This is a genomic window from Massilia sp. P2_C2 (genome assembly GCF_056404615.1).
The window spans coordinates 43,447-59,476 of sequence record NZ_JBFUDR010000003.1 but is presented as its reverse complement, the minus strand read 5'-3'; the positions used below and the strand labels follow the sequence as shown (position 1 = coordinate 59,476).

Genomic DNA, 16,030 nt, shown 5'->3' with positions numbered 1-16,030 from the left:
GCGGGATGCCGACGGCGAATTCCACGACCTCGATGCCGCGCGCGACCTCACCCTTCGCATCGGCGAAGGTCTTGCCGTGTTCGCGCACGACCATCGCCGCGAAGTCGTCGGTGTGCTGCTGGCACAGCTGCAGGTAGTTGAACAGCACGCGGGCACGCGCCAGCGGCGGCGTCGCGGCCCAGGCGGGGAACGCGGCGCTGGCCGCCGCGACGGCCGCATCGATGTCGGCCCGGTCCGCCAGCGCCACGCGCGCGCACGGCGCGCCCAGCGCGGGGTTGTACACGTCGGCGAAACGGGCGCCGCTGCCCTCCACGGCGCGGCCTCCGATAAAATGATTGATCGTCTCCATGGCGTCTTTCAGTCGAGGTTCTTCAGTACGGCGGCCAGCTTGCCGAACAATTCGTCGATGTGCTTCTTCTCCAGCACGAGCGGCGGCGACAGCGCGATGGTGTCGCCGGTCACGCGGATCAGCACACCGTCGGCGAAGGCCTCCTTGAATGCGGCGAACGCGCGTGCGCCGATCTTGCCGGAGATGCTTTCCAGCTCGATGGCGGCGACGAGGCCGATCGTGCGGATGTCGATCACGTGCGGCAGGCCGCGCAGGCTGTGCACGGCGTCTTCCCAGTACGGTTGCAGGGCCTTGGCGTTTTCCAGGATGGCCTGCTCCTTGAACACCTCCAGCGTGGCGAGCGAAGCGGCGCAGGCGAGCGGGTGGCCGGAATACGTGTAGCCGTGGAACAGCTCGATGCCGGCCGGCGCGTCCATGAAGGCGTCGTGGATGAATTTTTTCGAGAACACGGCACCCATCGGCACGGTGCCGTTCGTGATGCCCTTCGCCGTCGTCATCATGTCCGGCTCGACGTCGAAGTAATCCACGGCGAACGGCGTCGTCAGGCGGCCGAAGCCCGTGATCACTTCGTCGAAAACCAGCAGGATGCCGTGCTTCGTGCAGATCTCGCGCAGGCGCTTCAGATAGCCCTTCGGCGGGATCAGCACGCCCGTCGATCCGGCCACGGGTTCGACGATCACGGCGGCAATGGTCGACGGATCGTGCAGCGCGACGATGCGCTCCAGTTCATCGGCCAGTTCGACGCCGTGTTCCGGCTCGCCGCGCGAATACGCGTTCTTCGCGAGGTTGTGCGTGTGCGGCAGGTGATCCACGCCCGGCAGCAGCGGGCCGAACGCCTTGCGGTTGGGGCCGATGCCGCCCACGGACAGCCCACCGAAGCCGACGCCGTGATAGCCGCGCTCGCGCCCGATCAGCCGCGTGCGTGCGCCCTCGCCGCGCGCCCGGTGGTAAGCGAGTGCGATCTTCAGCGCGGTGTCCACGCTTTCCGATCCGGAGTTGGTGTAGAACACGTGGCCGAACTTGTGGTTCGTGTATTCCATCAGGCGTTCCGCCAGGTCGAAGGCGGCCGGGTGGCCCATCTGGAACGTGGGTGCGAAGTCGAGCTGGCCGACCATCTCGCTGACGGCGGCGACGATCTTCGGCTGCGCGTGGCCGCACGGCACGCACCACAGGCCGGCGGTGCCGTCGAGTATGGCGTTGCCGTCGACGTCCTTGTAGTACATGCCTTGGGCCGAGACGAGCAGGCGCGGGTGGGMCTTGAAGTCGCGGTTGTTCGTGAATGGCATCCAGAAGGATGACATCGATTCGGGTCTGGATTCGTTCATGCGACTCCCCTTGTTAAATCGCGACCATTCAGGCGTAGGGTGGGCGGCCCTCCGCCCACGCGTAAGGCCGGCGATATGCGAACGTTACGCGTGGGCACGGGGTGCCCACCCTACGACAAAAATCATAAACCGTATTGAGGAAAAAATTTACCAATTGGCAAAATCAATAATGCAATAATAGACAGCAGGACAACAGCGGCACATATACACAATCTGCGAAAGCGGCCAACCGTACTGGTAGCATAGCCTGTACAGTTGCGAGCATAGTGCACGCGCGTAGCAGCGATGGAATGAAGATGGTACCAACCGAAAAAAGCGACGGCGCAGGATGGCCCGTGCTGGCGATCGACCGCCAGCGCCGCGGCGGCCTCGTCGACCAGATCGTCGCGGCGATCGCCGAGATGGTAAATCGGCGCACACTGCCGGCCGGGACGAAGATGCCGTCGGTTCGACAATTCGCAAAAGTGAATGGCGTCAGCACGTTCACGGTCGTCGAATCGTACGATCGCCTGCTGCACCTGGGCCTGCTGTCGGCGCGGCGCGGGTCCGGCTTCTACGTCGCGCGTGCCGGCGAGGCCCCGTTGCCATCCACCGCCCTGCCCGCAGCGGCCAGCACGGTCGACACGCTCACGCCCGACCTGTATTCCGGCCAGTCGGATGCGCTGCCCGTCGGCGCCGGCTGGCTGCCGCCCGAGTGGTATGGCGAGTCCACGATCCTCGATGCGGTGCGCCATGCGATGAAGATCCCGGCCGGCCGCCTGCGCGGCTACGGCCACCCGCTCGGCTTTCCCAGCCTGCGCCAGCATCTTGCAGCTACGCTGTCGGGCGAGTTGTGCGCCGTGGAGCCGGATAGAATCCTGCTCACGCACGGCGCCACGCATGCGTTCGACCTCGTGCTGCGCACCCTGACCCGGCCGGGCGACGTCGTGTTCGTCGAGGATCCCGGCTACGCCAACCTGCTCGCGCTGGTGCGCCACCACGGCTGCGTCCCGGTCGGCATCCCGCGCGGCGCGCACGGGCTGGATATGGATGTGCTGGCGCGCGCGGCCCAGGCGCACCAGCCGAAGCTCATGTTCGTCAACACGGTGCTGCAGAATCCGCTCGGCACGTCGCTGTCGCAGGCGCAGGCGCACCGCCTGCTGGCGCTGTCCGAGCAATTCGACTTCTGGCTCGTCGAGGACGACATCTACCGCGAACTGGCCGCGCGCGGCGAATCGTCGCTGGCCGCGATGGACGGGCTGCGCCGCGTGATCCGCATCGGCAGCTTTTCCAAGACCCTGTCGCCCGTGCTGCGCGTGGGCTCCATCTGCGCGTCCGCCTCGCTGGTGCCGGAACTGGTGCGCGTGAAGATGCTCACCGGGCTGACGACGTCCGAAGTCAACGAGCGCGCCGTGTTCGACGCCGTCGGCAGCCGCGCCTACCGCAAGCAGGTCGAGCGCCTCGTGCAGCAGCTCGACGGCGCGCGCGAACGGGCGCTGGAAGCCTTGGGCGACGTCGGTCTCGTCCCGCTGGCCCGGCCGCGCGGCGGCATGTTCGTCAGCGCCGGCTGGCCGGGTGCCGACGGGGTGGATGGCGGCGGCCGCGCCATCGCCGAACGGGCGCTGCGCGCCGGTATCCTGCTGGCGCCGGGCGAATTCTTTTCGCTGCGTGCGCCGGACGCGGCCTGGTTCCGCTTCAATGTAGCCTATGCTTCCGAGCCGGCCCTGCTCGACTTCCTGCGTTCGATCCGAGGAGATATGCCATGACCACCGCCACCACCATCAAGCGCCGCGCCGTTAACCGCGACAAGGTCGAGACGGCGATCCTGGGCGAAGCCGTACGCCAGTTCGCCGAATGCGGCTACGAGGGCACGTCGATCGCCACCATCGCCGAGCGCGCGGGGCTGTCGAAACAAAACCTGATGTACTACTTCCCGACCAAGCAGGCGCTGTACCAGCGCGTGCTCGACAACGTGCTGGACGACTGGCTCGCGCGCATGGCCACCCTGGCCGACCCGGGCAAGGAGCCGGGCGACGTCCTGCGCGCCTACGTGCGCGCGAAGCTGCAGTACTCGCGCGAGCAACCGCTTGCGTCGCGCGTGTATGCGATGGAAGTGATCAGCGGCGCCAAGCTGTACGCCGACCAGATCCGCCGCCGCGTGATCCCGCTGCTGCGCGCCGACATCGCCGTGTTCGAACGCTGGATCGCCGAAGGGAAGATCGCACCCGTCAACGCGACCCATCTGCTGTTCTCGATCTGGGCCATGACGCAGACCTATGCCGACTTCTCCGCCCAGATGACGCTCGTGCTCGACCGCGACCAATTGCAACAATCCGACTTCGACGACGCCGAGCGCCTGATCACGGGCATGGTGCTGGCCGCCGTCGGCCTCCAGGACAAGCCATGCCAACCCTGACGCCCATCGAACTGTCGACGCCGCGCCTGAAACTGCGCTGGATGGACGAAGGCGACGCCGCCGCGCACTACGCCGTGTTTTCCGATCCGGAAGTGGCGCGCTACTGGAGCAGCGGGCCGTGGGCGGCGCTGGACCAGGCCCACGAACACATCGCCGCCACGCAGGCCGCGTATGCCGACGGCAGCGGCATGCGGCTCGGCATCGAGCTGCGTGAAACCGGTGAGCTGATCGGCAACGCCAGCCTGCACCGTTTCGTCGAGACGAGCCGGCGCTGTGAACTGGGCTATGCGCTCGCGCGCGCCCACTGGGGATGCGGCTATGTCAGCGAGGCGTTGCGGGCGCTGCTCGACTTCGGCTTCACGGCGCTCGACCTGAACCGCGTCGAGGCCGACATCGACCCGCGCAACACGGCGTCGGCGCGGGTGCTGGAAAAGCTCGGTTTCCGCAAGGAAGGCTACATGCCCGAACGGTGGATCGTGCAAGGCGAGCCGGCCGATACGGTGTATTACGGCCTGCTGCGCCGGCACTGGAACGGCTGAGCCGCGCTCACCACGCGTGGTGGGTACGCTGCCATGCCGGCAGCGCCTGGATGCGCCCGAACCAGGCCAGCAGGTGCGGATACCCGTCCAGCGGCAGCGCGGCCTTGTCCTTGTACATGAGCGAGGCCACGACGGCGTAGTCGGCCAGCGTGACATCGTCGCCGACAAGCCAGCGGCGCGTGGTCAGGTGCTTGTCCAGCACGCGGGCCGCTTCGGCCAGGTCGGCTTCGCCGCGCGCCACTTCCTTCGGATCGGCATCCTGGCCGGTGACGAATTTCTTCCAGAGGTATTCCCACGTGAGCACGCCGATGGCCGGCGAGAAATGCTGGCACGCCCAGAACATCCAGCGGCTTACGTCGGCCCGCGCCCGGCGCTCCTGCGGCCACACGGTCTGGCCCGGCGTGCCGTCCGCCAGGTATTGCATGATCGCGCACGATTCCCACAGGATGAAGTCGCCGTCGATCAGCACCGGGAGCTTGCCGTTGTCATTGACTTCGCCGAGGCGGCGGCGGTCGTCCTGGCTGGCCAGGTCGATCTTGACGAGGTCGAACGCGATGCCGAGGTGGTCGGCCGCCAGCAGCACGCGGCGGGTATTGGACGAGTACGGGTTGTAGTAGAGCTGCATGTGTCGTCTCCAATCAGTGGGAAATTCAACAATATTAAGAGCCTGTCCTACCAATTTTCTCCTGCCGAGCAGATTCTAAGACCCTGCCCTGACAGATCCTGTCAGGAGTACTCGGGAATATCGTATTCCTGCCGCCAGCGCCGCAACAGCTGGTGGCGCGGCGACGGATAGCGTTCCGTGCCCGGCTCGGCCCGGACGATGCGGTCGACGCGGAAATGGCGGATCGCGGCGCGCAGTTCGCACCACGCCGCCATCACCCGCTTGCCTTCGAAGAACGCGAGCGCGAACGGCCACACGATGCGCTCCGTCGCCATGTCCCGCTCGTCGCGGTAGGCGATGCGCAGCTTGCACTGGTGCCGGATCGCCTCGCGCGCCGGCTGGATGAACGCCTCGACCGGCGTGGCGGCCGGAAACGCCGGCACCCACAGGCTCGTCTCCGCCATGTGGTCGCGCAGGTCGCGCGGCGTCGCGGTGGCGATCTTGGCCAGGGTGCGGTCGGCCGCGGCGGACAGCGCGGGATCGCCCTGCTGCCGCACCCAGCGCGCGCCCAGCACGAGGGCTTCCAGTTCGTCGGCGTCGAACATCAGCGGCGGCAGGAAGAAGCCGGTGCGCAACACATAGCCGACACCGGCCGAACCGTCCACCGGAGCGCCCAGCTGGACGAGCGTCTGGATGTCGCGGTAGATGGTGCGCTCGGACACGCCGAGGCGTTCGGCCAGCGCGCTGGCCGTCACCGGGCGGCGGTGGCCGCGCAGGGCGTCCATCAGCTGGAACAGGCGTCCGGTTCGGCTCATGGTCGGTGTAAAAATTTCATGAACGACATCATATTACGCCGCAGCCGCCCCGTCCATCCGACCGCACGACCCCTCATCCCATGTTTTCGGCAATTCGTCGGCCCCCAGTGGCCACGATGCCTGGACGGATTTATAGTGAACCCATCGCAACACCCCGCAGACCAGGAGCCGCCATGAACAAGACCGATTTCCGCACCTTCGCCGCCACGCTGGAAGACCTCGCCCGCGACATCGTCCAGGCCTGCCGCCGCGCCGTGCGCGCCATCGCCGTGATGCCGCTGCCCACCATGCTGGCCTGCTGCGTCGGCCTCGCCTTCGTGATCAGCCTCCTGCCCCTGGCGCTGTTCCTGTTCCTGCTGTTCCTCGGCATCAAGCTCGTCGCGGGCGCATTCATCGTCGACCGTCGCCGCGCACACCGCGAGCACTACGGCAAGCAATAAGCGGAGAACGGCATGAGCGCCAGCGACATCAACCGCGTACTCGACTTCGTACGCGACGCCTTCAACGAAGCCAGCAAGCTGTGGTGGCGCTTCTTCGACTGGCTCGCCGTCGTCGAGTGGCGCCAGCTGTTCCTCACGTGGCTGTTCGTGATGATCTTCTTCGGGATGGTGCACACACCCGAGCCCGGGGTCTGGTACATCTTCATYTCGTTCGCCGTCAAGGTGCTGGCCGGCGGCAAGCGCAAGGCCGAGCTGATGGCGCGCGAGGCGACCACGCAGGCCAAYGTCGCCACSCTGGAGCGCCGCCTGATGGAAGCGAAAATGGCCGCGCTGCAGGCCCAGGTCGAGCCGCACTTCCTGTTCAACACGCTGGCCCTGATCGGCCAGCTGATCGAGACGGATCCGCCGGAAGCGGCGCGCGTGCAYGCCCACCTGATCGACTACCTGCGCTCCACCCTGCCCCAGATGCGCCAGCGCGGCGGCGCCACGCTCGGCAAGCAGGTCGARCTGTCGCGCGCCTACCTYGCCATCATGCAGGCSCGGATGAAGGAACGCCTGCAGGTRCGCTTCCAGGTRCCGGACTTCCTCGGCAGCGCCCCGTTCCCACCGATGATGCTGCAGACGCTGATCGAGAACGCCATCAAGCACGGGCTGGAACCGAAGATCGAAGGCGGCACCGTCACCGTGCGCGCCCGTGTGGTGGACGCCGACCTGCACGTGGAAGTGTGCGACGATGGCGTCGGCATCGACCCGCACGCGGACGACGGCGTCGGCCTCGCCAATATCCGCGAGCGCCTGCAACTGCTGTACGGCGCGGATGCCGCGCTGGACATGACATCTCCGGCGGGCGGCGGCGCCTGCGCCACGATCCGGCTACCCTACAAAATGATGGAGGATGCGTGAGAATGGAAGAACGTCCCGTCACCGCCCTGATCGCCGACGACGAAGCCCCGATGCGCGACCTGCTGCGTGCGCGCCTGCAGCAGGTGTGGCCGGACCTGCAGATCGTGGCCGAGGCCGCGAACGGCGTGGAAGCCGTCGAGCTGGGCGAACAGTTGCGGCCCGACATCGCCTTCCTCGACATCCGCATGCCGGGCCTGTCCGGCATCGAGGCCGCGCGCCGGCTGTACGAGCGCTCGCACATCGTGTTCGCCACGGCCTACGACCAGTACGCGCTGGATGCCTTCGAACAGGGCGCGCTCGACTACCTGCTGAAACCCGTGTCGGCGGAGCGGCTCGCGACCACGTGCGCGCGGCTGCAGGCGCGGTTGCGCGCGTGCGCGAGCAGCGCGGCCGCCTCGCCGCCGCAGGACATCGGCCAGCAGCTGGCGAAGCTGACCACGCTGCTGGAAAACCGCGGCAAGCCGGAGAAGCCGGCSTACCTGCGCTGGATCCAGGCCCAGGTCGGRKCCAGCCTGCGCATGGTGAGCACGCGCGAGATCCTGTTTTTCCAGTCCGACGAGAAATACACRCGSGTGCAGACGGTCGGCGCGGAATTCCTCATCCGCAARACATTGAAGGAATTGCTGGACGAGCTCGACCCGGACGARTTCTGGCGCATCCACCGCTCCRCGCTCGTGCGCGTGGACGCCATCGCCGAGGTCAAGCGCGACCTGCGCGGGCGCCAGATGCTGAAGGTGCGCGGCTGGCCGGGCGAGCTGGAGGTCAGCCGCAACCACAGCTATCTGTTCCAGCAGATGTAACGATCCCCGTCTGCTGCTAGCATGGGGACTCCAATCGACAGGAGTCCGCCATGCCTTCGACCGCCATCCCCTGCCTGCGCTACCGCGACACCCCCGCCGCCATCGACTGGCTGTGTGAAGTCTTCGGCTWCGCCTGCCAGGTGGCCGTGCCCGGCATCGACGGCGCCATCGCCCACGCCCAGCTGACGCTCGGCGACGGCATGATCATGCTGGGCTCCGTCAGCGACGAGGGCGAATACGGCAAGGTGCTCGTGCAGCCTGACGAGATCAAGGGCCGCCAGACGCAGACCGTCTACCTGCAGGTGGATGACGCCGACCGCGTGTGCGAGCGCGCACGCAACGCCGGCGCCATGATCCTGCAGGAACCTGCCGACACGGAATTCGGCAGCCGCGGCTTCATGTGCCGCGACCCCGAAGGCCATGTGTGGAACGTGGGGACCTACGATCCGTGGAAGCCGGAAGACCTGTTCCTGCCGAGCCGGTAGGGTGGGCACCCCGTGCCCACGCGTAACGTCCGCGTCATGTTGGCGTTCGCGTCATGTTGGCGTTCGCGTGGGCACAGGGGTGTCCACCCTACGCAGACTTTAAGTCAGCTGAACAGGCCCTCGTCCGAACCGTCCCCATCGAAAAAACCCTGGCCGCCATCCAGGCTGCCATTGTCGACTCTGCTGTCGAACAAGCCTTCCGACGACGATCCATTGCCCAGCACCTGGTCGACGTCGCCCAGGCCGGCCTGGTCGGCCAGCGAGCTGCCGGACTGGTCGTTGAACAGGTTGTTGGCCGGGTCGTCGCTGTTCAGCAGGCGGTTGCCGCCGCGATCATGGTGGCTGAACATGTTTTCCAGCCCTTGGAACAGGAAGCCACCCGCGGCCACGCCGGCCGCCGTCGCCGCGATCGAGCCGAGCGTACTGCCGAAGCCGCCGCGCAGGAAGCCCGACGACGGTGCCGACTGGTACTGCGGCTGGTATTGCGGCTGGTATTGGGGTTGATACTGCGGCTGGGCCTGGAAAGGCTGCTGCACGTCGCGCTGGTACGATTGGGCCGGCTGGGCCGGCTGCGACCGGCCGCTATTGCCCCAGGTATTGGCATCAAGGAAACGACCATCGTCGTCTTTCCGGTCGGAACGTTGCAACTGGCTCTCCAGGCCGGCGATGCGGTCCTTGGCATTGCCGAGCGCCTGTTCGAGCAGCAATGCACGTTGCACCAGCAGGTAGGCGGCGTCCGGCTGCTGGGCCACGGCACGCTGGATCTCGGCATCCGCTTCCGGGTCCTTCTGGATGCCKCGGGCCTGGATCAGCTGGCTCAGGAAATCGTGCAACATCTGCGAATCTTGCGGGCTCATGACGTCTGCTCCTTTGAATGAACGGATAGCCCCCATGTTGTGGGCTTGTCCGCGGATTCAAGTTTGACAGCATCCGGGCCCGCTTGCCTTAAACGGCGCTGAACCGTGCAGGCCGTTTCACTTTTGCAGATCCCGGCCGCCGAACGCATTCGGCAGCTGCGCGGCGGCCGTCGTTTCCATCACGTCGCCCTTCAGGTTCGCGAGCACGACCGGCAGGTCGTTGCCGCCCAGTTCCAGGATCACCTGGCGGCAGGCGCCGCACGGGGCGATGGGGCCGTCCGTGTCGCCGATCACGGCCAGCGCCGCGAAATCGCCCGGCGCATAGCCGTGGGCGATGGCGGAAAAGAATGCCGTGCGCTCGGCGCAGTTGCACAGGCCGTACGAGGCGTTCTCGACATTACAGCCGCGGAACACGCGGCCATCCTTCGTCTCGAGGGCGGCGCCCACCTTGAAGTGCGAGTATGGCGTGTAGGCCGCTTCGCGCGCGGCGCGGGCTTCGTCGATCAGCTTCTGGTAGTTCATGGGCGTATGGTCTTGTAGATCATCGGCCGCGCCGCCGGCCGTTCGGTGGCGACGCGGTACGCGGCCTGCACCTCGCGCACGGCGCGCTCGGCCGCGGCCTGCGTGCGCGCATGGACAAGCGCCAGCGGCTGGCCGGCCTCGATCTGCGTGCCCAGCTCGACGAGGTCCGTCAGGCCCACGGCGAAGTCGATCGGATCCTGCGGCCGGATGCGCCCGCCGCCCAGGCCGACGACGGCCAGGCCCAGGCCGCGGCAATCCGTCGCAGCTGCGTAGCCGGATGCCGGCGCCGGCGCAGGCACGACGATCGGTGCCCTGGCCAGGTGCGCGTCCGGATTGTCCATCAGGTCGGCCGGGCCGCCCAGTGCCGTGACCATGCGCGCGAAGCGCTCGGCCGCCTCGCCCGAATCGAGCGCGTGCTGCAACCTGGCGCGCGCCTGCTCTTCGGTCGCGGCGAGGCCGGACAGGACGAGCATCTCGGCGCACAATGCCATCGTCACCTCGTGCAGGCGCGCCGGGCGGGCCTTGCCGGTCAGGTAATCGATCGCCACGCGCACCTCGACGGCATTGCCGGCCGCCGGGCACAGCGACTCGTCCATGCCCGTCAGGATCGCGGACGTGCGCGTGCCGGCACCGTTGCCGACGTGGACGATGGATTCCGCCAGCTCGACGGATTTTTCATACGTCGGCATGAACGCGCCGCTGCCGGCCTTGACGTCCATGACGAGGGCGTCCAGGCCCGCCGCCAGCTTCTTGGACAGGATCGAACCCGTGATCATCGCGACGGACTCCACGGTCGCCGTCGTGTCGCGGATGCTGTAGAAACGCTTGTCGGCCGGTGCCAGCTGGGCGGTCTGGCCGATGATGGCCACGCCCACGTCCTTGACGATCTTGCGGAACAGTTCCGGGTCCGGCACGGTGCAATAGCCGGGAATCGAATCGAATTTGTCGAGGGTGCCGCCCGTGTGGCCGAGGCCGCGGCCGGAAATCATTGGCACGAAGCCGCCGCAGGCGGCGATCATCGGGCCGAGCATCAGCGAGACGACGTCGCCGACGCCGCCGGTCGAGTGCTTGTCGACGACGGGGCCCGGCAGGTCCAGCGATTTCCATTCCATGACCTGGCCGGAATCGCGCATCGCGAGCGTGAAGGCCACGCGCTCGTCCATCGTCATGTCGTTGAAATAGACGGCCATCGCGAGCGCGGCGATCTGGCCTTCGGTGACGCTGCCGTCCGGGATGCCGCGCACGAAGAAGCGGATCTCTTCCGCGGTCAGGGTGCCGCCGTCGCGTTTTTTGCGGACGATTTCTTGGGGTAGGAACATACAATTCTCCAAACCGTAGGGTGGGCACCCCGTGCCCACGCGGACGTTCGCAAACCGCACACGTCACGCGTGGGCACAGGGGTGCCCACCCTACGCAATTACACGCCGTACGGAATCCACACGTTCTTGACCTGGCTCGCGTGCTGCAACACGGTACGGCCACCCGCCTGCTTCGCATCGAACCAGTCGCGCCCTTTCGCGCCACCCGTCCATGTGCGCTTCAGCGATTCGGCCGACAGCCGCTCCACTTCCGCGCATCCTTCCGCCGACCCGTCATGGCGCCACACGGCATCCACGTCGAAGTGCGACGCCAAGGTGCGCGCCAGTTCGTCGTGGCTGCCCGTGACGATGTTCAGCGCGCCGCCCGGCAGGTCCGAGGTGTCCAGCACCTGGTACAGGTCCAGCGCGGACAGCGGATGCGCTTCCGACGGCACCGCGACCACGCGGTTGCCCAGCGCCAGCGCCGGCGCCACCAGCGAGATGAAGCCCAGCAGCGGATTCTCCTCCGGGCACACGATACCGATCACGCCCACCGGCTCGTTCAGCGCGACGGTGATGCCGTGCATCGGCGGCTGGTGCGCGAGGCCGTCGTATTTGTCGGCCCATGCGGCCCAGTAGAACAGGCGCTCGACCGACGCCTGCACTTCGCGTGCTGCATCCTTTGCACCAGTCTGCGCGGCGATGCGCGCGACGAATTCGTCGGCACGCACGGCCAGGTTCTCGGCGATGTAGTACAGCACCTGCGCACGGTTGTGCGCCGTGGCCCTGGCCCAGCCGGATGCCTTGTGCGCAGCCTCGACGGCGTTGCGGATGTCCTTGCGGTTGCCCTCGCCCACGTCGGCCAGGAATTCGCCGCCCGCGCCGTGGATCGCGCGGCTGTAGGCACCGTCCGGGCGTGCCTGCTTGCCGCCGATGTACAGCTTCGCCGTGCGGTCGACGGCAAATGGGGCGTCGCCGCCGGCCAGCTTCACTTTCCCCTTTTCCGCGACGACCGGTGCGGCCGGACGGGCATCTTCCGCCAGCGGCACCAGATACTCGACCATGCCCTCTTTACCGCCCTCGCGGCCGAAGCCGGATTCCTTGTACCCGCCGAAGCCGCAGGCGGCATCGAACTGGTTCGCGGTATTGATCCACACGACGCCGGCCTTGATCTGCGGGGCGACGTCCAGCGCGAGGCTGATCGACTCGCTCCACACGCAGGCCGCCAGGCCGTACACGGTGTTGTTCGCCAGCTGCACGGCCTCGCCCGGCGTGCGGAAGCTCGAGGCGACGAGCACGGGGCCGAAGATCTCCGTCTGCGCCACGGTGGCCGTCGTCGAGGCACCGGTAATCAGCGTGGGCAGGTACCAGGCGCCAGAAGTCGGCGTATTGCCGGCCGGCGACCCGGCCTCCGGCTGCCAGATCTCGCAGCCCTCGGCACGCGCCGATTCCACGAGGCCGTGGATGCGCTGCTGCTGCACCGGGTCGACGAGCGCGCCGATGTCGTTCGATTTGTCGAGCGGCGAGCCGACGCGCAGGTTGCGCATGCGTGCCTTGACCTTCTCGATGAAGCGCGGGTAGATCGATTCCTGCACGAGCAGGCGCGAGCCCGCGCAGCAGACCTGGCCCTGGTTGAACCAGATCGAGTCGACGAGACCCTCGACGGCGGCGTCCAGGTCGGCGTCGTCGAACACGATGAACGGCGACTTGCCGCCCAGTTCCAGCGACAGCTTTTTACCGGTACCGGCCGTGGCCTTGCGGATGAGGCGACCCACTTCCGTCGAGCCGGTGAACGCCAGCTTGTCGATGCCCGGATGATTGACGATCGCCTCGCCCACGCGGCCGTCGCCCGTGACGATGTTGACGACGCCGGCCGGCACGCCGGCCTGCTGGCAGATTTCGGCGAACAGCAAGGCGGTCAGCGACGTGAATTCGGCCGGCTTGAACACGACGGTATTGCCGGCGGCGAGCGCCGGCGCGATCTTCCACGCCAGCATCAGCAGCGGGAAGTTCCACGGCACGATCTGGCCGACGACGCCCACGGCGCGGTAGTCCGCGAATTCTTCCGACTGCAGCTGGGCCCAGCCGGCGTGGTGGTAGAAGTGACGGGCGGCCAGCGGCAGGTCGGCGTCGCGCGTCTCGCGGATCGTCTTGCCGTTGTCCAGCGTTTCCAGCACGGCGAACAGGCGCGCGTGCTTCTGCAGCAGGCGTGCCAGCGCGTACAGCACCTTCGCGCGGCCGTGGCCGCCGAGGGCGACCCAGCCCGGCTGCGCGCTGCGCGCGGCGGCAACGGCGCGGTCGATGTCGGCCTGGGTGGCCTGCGTCACCTGCGCCAGTTCGCTGCCGTCGGCCGGATTAAAGGATCCGAACGTTTCGTTGGCATCCGTCCAGGCGCCGTCGACGAACAGGCCGAAACGGCGGCCGTGCGCATCCAGCCACGCGTGCGCTTCCCTGGTGCTCTCGGGTGCAGGGCCRTAATCCATGGTTTGCAGAATCTCTTTAATTGTGGGCATGACGAATCCGTTCAGGGTTGGGCGTGGCGATAAGCGGCCGAATAGCTGCCGGTGACGTAGTGCTCGAGCTGGCGCTCTATGTCGGTCAGCAGGCTCGATGCGCCGATGCGGAACAGGTGCGGCTGCAGCCATTCGTTGCCCAGCTCTTCCTTCATCACGGTCAGGTATTGCAGTGCGGACTTGGCGGAGGACACACCCCCGGCCGGCTTGTAGCCGACCTTGTAGCCGGTGCGTTCATAGTACTCGCGGATCGCGCGTACCATCACCAGCGACACGGGAATGGTCGCGTTCACACCTTCCTTGCCGGTCGATGTCTTGATGAAATCGGCGCCCGCCATCATGCAGACCCACGATGCTTTCGCCACGTTGTCCAGGGTGACGAGGTCGCCCGTCGCGAGGATCGCCTTCACGTGCGCGTCGCCGCATGCCTGGCGGTAGGCGACCATCTCGTCGTACAGCGCCTGCCAGTTCCCGGTCAGGACGTGCTGGCGCGTGATGACGATGTCGATCTCGGTGGCGCCCGCGGCCACGGACAGTTCGATCTCGCGCAGCTTCGTTTCCAGGCTGGAGAGACCGGCCGGGAACGCGGTGGAGACGGCGGCAATCGGCAGGCGGCCGTGCAGGATCTGCGCGGCCGGCTTGATCATCTCGTGGTAGACGCATACGGCGCCCGTCGTCAGCGTGTCCAGGCCCAACGCGTCCATCAGGTCCGCGCGCAGCGGACGCATGGCCTTGCGGCACAGGCGCTCGACGCGGCCCGGCGTGTCGTCGCCGGACAGCGTGGTCAGGTCGATGCACTGGATGGCGCGCACGAGCCAGGCGGCCTGGTATTCCTTCTTGACCGTGCGGCGGTTCGCCAGGCTGGCGGCGCGGCGGTCGGCGGCGTTGCGGTTGACCTTCAGGTGGTTGATCAAGCCCAGGTCGAGGCCTTGYGCCGTGTTACGTTGAAAATCCAAGGTGAGCTTTAAATGCGGACTCATAGCAATGCGGTTCCGTTGGCAAGGGGTTGGACGCCGAGGTGATGCGCCAGCGTGGCGCCGATGTCGGAAAACGTGTCGGACACGGGCAGCTCGCGCGCGGGCGCGGCCGGGCCGAAGAACAGCATCGGGATATGCTCGCGCGTGTGGTCGGAGCCGGCCCACGTCGGGTCGCACCCGTGGTCCGCCGTGACGACGACGAGGTCGCCCTCTTTCAGCTTCGCGACGAAGTCCGGCAGGCGCGCATCCAGCTCGTGCAGCGCGTCCGCATAGCCGGCCACGTCGCGGCGGTGGCCGAAGTGCATGTCGAAGTCGACGAAGTTCACGAACGTCAGCGATTTGTCGGGCGCCGTGCCGGCCACGTCCAGCAGGCGGTCGAACAAGACCATGTTGTCGGCGCCCTTGATGAGTTGCGTGACGCCCTGACCGGCGAAGATGTCGCTGATCTTGCCCAGTGCGATGACTTCGCCGCCGGCGTTTTTCACGTGGTCGAGCAGGGTGGGCGCCGTCGGGGGCACCGCATAGTCGTGGCGGTTGCTCGTGCGCTTGTAATTGCCGTCGCTGCCCGTGAACGGACGCGCGATCACGCGGCCGATGTTGTAGGGCTTGACCAGCTCGTACGCGGCTTCGCACACTTCATACAGGCGCTCGAGGCCGAAGTGCTCTTCATGCGCGGCGATCTGCATCACGGAATCGGCCGACGTATAGATGATCGGCTTGCCGGTGGCGACATGCTCGTCGCCCAGTTCCGCGATGATCGTCGTGCCGGACGCGTGGCAGTTGCCCAGCCAGCCCGGCACGCCCGTGATCGCGGCCAGCCTGTCGGTCAGCGCCGAGGGGAACGTGGGCACCGTCTTCGGAAAGTAACCCCAGTCGAACAGCACGGGCACGCCGGCGATTTCCCAGTGGCCGCTCTGCRTGTCCTTGCCGGTCGAGCGCTCGCGTGCGGCGCCCCAGGCACCCGTGAAGCCGTCGCGGCGCGCGAAGCCGGCCGGCCATTCGCCGCTCGCCTTGTGCGCGGCGGCGCCGAGGCCGATGCGTTCCAGGTTGGGCAGCGCCAGCGGCCGGCCCACCTCCGCGGCCCACTTGGCGATGTGGCCGAGGGTGTTGGCGCCCGTGTCGCCGTATTTGTCGGCATCGGGCAAGGCGCCGAGGCCGAAGGAGTCCAGCAGGAGGATGAATGCGCGTGACATGGGATCCCTTCCGAA

General features: G+C 67.3%; 17 protein-coding genes. 7 read left to right on the top strand and 10 right to left on the bottom strand.

The window, feature by feature from the left end:
* Both AC1DYX_RS00970 and aptA read right to left on the bottom strand, forming a co-directional pair.
* Positions 1 to 349, bottom strand: a 349-nt coding sequence (locus tag AC1DYX_RS00970; protein WP_477255372.1) for an aldehyde dehydrogenase family protein, incomplete at its 3' end; no start/stop codon positions are given.
* A gap of 8 nt (positions 350 to 357) precedes the next feature.
* Positions 358 to 1,674: an omega-aminotransferase AptA gene (aptA, locus tag AC1DYX_RS00965; RefSeq protein WP_477255370.1), complete on the bottom strand. Its 1,317-nt coding sequence runs from the start codon at positions 1,672 to 1,674 to the stop codon at positions 358 to 360.
* Positions 1,675 to 1,964: 290 nt separating this feature from the next.
* Here aptA and AC1DYX_RS00960 point away from each other — a divergent pair, with 290 nt between their 5' ends.
* From AC1DYX_RS00960 to AC1DYX_RS00950, 3 genes are read left to right on the top strand one after another with little or no spacing between them, the layout of a single operon-like run.
* Positions 1,965 to 3,419, top strand: coding sequence for an aminotransferase-like domain-containing protein (locus AC1DYX_RS00960; RefSeq protein WP_477255368.1), 1,455 nt, complete (start codon positions 1,965 to 1,967; stop codon positions 3,417 to 3,419).
* Entirely contained in the window at positions 3,416 to 4,069 is a 654-nt protein-coding gene (locus tag AC1DYX_RS00955; RefSeq protein WP_477255366.1) for a TetR family transcriptional regulator C-terminal domain-containing protein, read from the top strand. Before AC1DYX_RS00960 ends, AC1DYX_RS00955 begins: the two co-directional genes overlap by 4 nt.
* Positions 4,057 to 4,608: a GNAT family N-acetyltransferase gene (locus AC1DYX_RS00950; RefSeq protein ID WP_477255364.1), complete on the top strand. Its 552-nt coding sequence runs from the start codon at positions 4,057 to 4,059 to the stop codon at positions 4,606 to 4,608. Before AC1DYX_RS00955 ends, AC1DYX_RS00950 begins: the two co-directional genes overlap by 13 nt.
* A gap of 7 nt (positions 4,609 to 4,615) precedes the next feature.
* On the opposite strand, the gene AC1DYX_RS00945 is transcribed toward AC1DYX_RS00950, so the two are convergent.
* Both AC1DYX_RS00945 and AC1DYX_RS00940 read right to left on the bottom strand, forming a co-directional pair.
* Positions 4,616 to 5,233 (bottom strand): glutathione S-transferase family protein, encoded by a 618-nt coding sequence (locus AC1DYX_RS00945; protein WP_477255361.1) that lies wholly within the window; start codon positions 5,231 to 5,233, stop codon positions 4,616 to 4,618.
* 101 nt (positions 5,234 to 5,334) lie between these two features.
* Complete coding sequence (locus AC1DYX_RS00940) at positions 5,335 to 6,027, bottom strand: helix-turn-helix transcriptional regulator (protein ID WP_477255359.1); 693 nt, start codon at positions 6,025 to 6,027, stop codon at positions 5,335 to 5,337.
* Between the two features lie 173 nt (positions 6,028 to 6,200).
* Here AC1DYX_RS00940 and AC1DYX_RS00935 point away from each other — a divergent pair, with 173 nt between their 5' ends.
* The 4 genes from AC1DYX_RS00935 to AC1DYX_RS00920 are packed head-to-tail and all read left to right on the top strand — an operon-like array spanning position 6,201 to position 8,655.
* On the top strand, positions 6,201 to 6,467 hold the full coding sequence (locus AC1DYX_RS00935) for a hypothetical protein (RefSeq protein WP_477255357.1): 267 nt from the start codon (positions 6,201 to 6,203) through the stop codon (positions 6,465 to 6,467).
* Positions 6,468 to 6,479: 12 nt separating this feature from the next.
* Positions 6,480 to 7,370: a sensor histidine kinase gene (locus AC1DYX_RS00930; protein WP_477255355.1), complete on the top strand. Its 891-nt coding sequence runs from the start codon at positions 6,480 to 6,482 to the stop codon at positions 7,368 to 7,370.
* 2 nt (positions 7,371 to 7,372) lie between these two features.
* On the top strand, positions 7,373 to 8,170 hold the full coding sequence (locus AC1DYX_RS00925) for a LytR/AlgR family response regulator transcription factor (RefSeq protein WP_477255353.1): 798 nt from the start codon (positions 7,373 to 7,375) through the stop codon (positions 8,168 to 8,170).
* Between the two features lie 50 nt (positions 8,171 to 8,220).
* A complete protein-coding gene (locus AC1DYX_RS00920) occupies positions 8,221 to 8,655 on the top strand; it encodes a VOC family protein (protein ID WP_477255351.1) in 435 nt (144 codons plus the stop codon).
* Between the two features lie 104 nt (positions 8,656 to 8,759).
* Here the strand turns inward: AC1DYX_RS00920 and AC1DYX_RS00915 are convergent, their stop codons facing one another.
* The 6 genes from AC1DYX_RS00915 to AC1DYX_RS00890 form a co-directional block, all read right to left on the bottom strand.
* Positions 8,760 to 9,512 carry a DUF2076 domain-containing protein gene (locus AC1DYX_RS00915; RefSeq protein WP_477255349.1) on the bottom strand — a complete coding sequence of 251 codons (753 nt, stop codon included), beginning with the start codon at positions 9,510 to 9,512 and terminating at the stop codon, positions 8,760 to 8,762.
* A 117-nt stretch (positions 9,513 to 9,629) separates the two neighbouring features.
* The gene (locus tag AC1DYX_RS00910; protein WP_477255347.1) at positions 9,630 to 10,034 is read right to left on the bottom strand and encodes a cytidine deaminase; all 405 of its coding nucleotides are present in this window, start codon (positions 10,032 to 10,034) and stop codon (positions 9,630 to 9,632) included.
* Positions 10,031 to 11,353 (bottom strand): thymidine phosphorylase, encoded by a 1,323-nt coding sequence (gene deoA / locus AC1DYX_RS00905; protein ID WP_477255345.1) that lies wholly within the window; start codon positions 11,351 to 11,353, stop codon positions 10,031 to 10,033. The genes AC1DYX_RS00910 and deoA overlap by 4 nt, the downstream gene beginning before the upstream one ends.
* A 98-nt stretch (positions 11,354 to 11,451) precedes the next feature.
* Positions 11,452 to 13,845 (bottom strand): aldehyde dehydrogenase family protein, encoded by a 2,394-nt coding sequence (locus AC1DYX_RS00900; RefSeq protein ID WP_477255343.1) that lies wholly within the window; start codon positions 13,843 to 13,845, stop codon positions 11,452 to 11,454.
* 11 nt (positions 13,846 to 13,856) lie between these two features.
* On the bottom strand, positions 13,857 to 14,825 hold the full coding sequence (deoC, locus tag AC1DYX_RS00895; RefSeq protein ID WP_477255341.1) for a deoxyribose-phosphate aldolase: 969 nt from the start codon (positions 14,823 to 14,825) through the stop codon (positions 13,857 to 13,859).
* Entirely contained in the window at positions 14,822 to 16,015 is a 1,194-nt protein-coding gene (locus tag AC1DYX_RS00890) for a phosphopentomutase (protein ID WP_477255339.1), read from the bottom strand. Before AC1DYX_RS00890 ends, deoC begins: the two co-directional genes overlap by 4 nt.
* Positions 16,016 to 16,030 lie beyond the last annotated feature (15 nt).

Bases quoted from the DNA above. Each gene is read 5' to 3' on its own strand.
- AC1DYX_RS00950 (WP_477255364.1), top strand. From the start codon at position 4,057: ATGCCAACCCTGACGCCCATCGAACTGTCGACGCCGCGCCTGAAACTG.
- AC1DYX_RS00945 (WP_477255361.1), bottom strand. From the start codon at position 5,233: ATGCAGCTCTACTACAACCCGTACTCGTCCAATACCCGCCGCGTGCTG.
- AC1DYX_RS00935 (WP_477255357.1), top strand. From the start codon at position 6,201: ATGAACAAGACCGATTTCCGCACCTTCGCCGCCACGCTGGAAGACCTC.
- AC1DYX_RS00960 (WP_477255368.1), top strand. From the start codon at position 1,965: ATGAAGATGGTACCAACCGAAAAAAGCGACGGCGCAGGATGGCCCGTG.
- deoA (WP_477255345.1), bottom strand. From the start codon at position 11,353: ATGTTCCTACCCCAAGAAATCGTCCGCAAAAAACGCGACGGCGGCACC.
- AC1DYX_RS00940 (WP_477255359.1), bottom strand. From the start codon at position 6,027: ATGAGCCGAACCGGACGCCTGTTCCAGCTGATGGACGCCCTGCGCGGC.
- AC1DYX_RS00955 (WP_477255366.1), top strand. From the start codon at position 3,416: ATGACCACCGCCACCACCATCAAGCGCCGCGCCGTTAACCGCGACAAG.
- AC1DYX_RS00910 (WP_477255347.1), bottom strand. From the start codon at position 10,034: ATGAACTACCAGAAGCTGATCGACGAAGCCCGCGCCGCGCGCGAAGCG.